Annotated in this window: 1 pseudogene; it reads left to right on the top strand. The window is 43.7% G+C overall.

The window, feature by feature from the left end:
• Nucleotides 1–1,028 (top strand): annotated as a pseudogene (locus KIV40_RS31025) (tetratricopeptide repeat protein); the annotation flags it as partial.

The following is a 1,028-nucleotide window of genomic DNA, read 5'->3' as shown; positions in this document are numbered from 1 at the left end:
CCTTTCGACACTTAGCTCATCTCCCTCTCGTGCATTAAACATGCTCAAAGCCCGATATGCGAGTGCAGAAAGTGATGGCGAGAAACTCTATATCTCAGCTCTACTGTATGCCTACATGAATCAACATAACCAACCTTTCTATGGCGGTAGCTCTGTAGATACGCACTATCAACAACTAGAGACCCAGTTTATTGAAGCTCTGGCTTTAGATGGACAAGGTCAGTATCAAGCTGCACAGCAAAGTTTTATCCAATTGCTCAAGCAGATGAAAAAGCAGAACGATGAAACGGGTCGACTGCTGCTCAAATACCAGTTATGTCGTTCTCTCAACGAGCAATCTCGCTACCATCAAGCTAACTACTACTGCTCTATCCTTGAAGCGGAAATTAACGATATCGCCGATCCTGTCGTGCCAAAGTCTATTGCTTATCGGGTGATCGCTAACAACCAATACTTTAGAAGTGATTACCAAGCAGCATTGAACACCTATATGATCTTGGTTGAGTCCTTCCCTAAAGGGCAAAACATATCCGGTATCTACAATGATTTAGGCAACCTTTTCAAAGAGATGAAACAGTTTGAAAAGTCGGAACATTACCTAAAGATGGCGCTCAAGTTACGCTCTGAGTCTTCCGAACTGCAACAGGCTCAAGTTCGTCACAGCTTAGCCAAGCTATACATGGCACAATTTCTTAATTTTTACAAGCTAAAACGCTACTGCAATCATCCAAACACACATATGGAACGGCAATAACGACACTCGGTTTAGGGCGAGCTTACACTGCAACGAAGCAGTACGGTTTAGCACGGACTTACTTAACCGAATCTTTAGGTGCAGCCACTACTCTCAATAACCAAGTGATGCGTATTCACGCTTATCTTGCCATCAGTGACATGTTCGAAGATCAGCAACTGTTAACTGAAGCACTCGATTATGCTGAGCGCGCATTACAGATCGCACAAAAGGTGAAACGTGATAGTTACACCGCAGATGCCCTCAAACAGTTGTCTGAGTTATATCGCTCTCA

The organism is Vibrio sp. D173a, from assembly GCF_030248475.1.
Note: the sequence above shows the minus strand (reverse complement) of the source record. Positions and strands in the feature narration are given on the sequence as shown.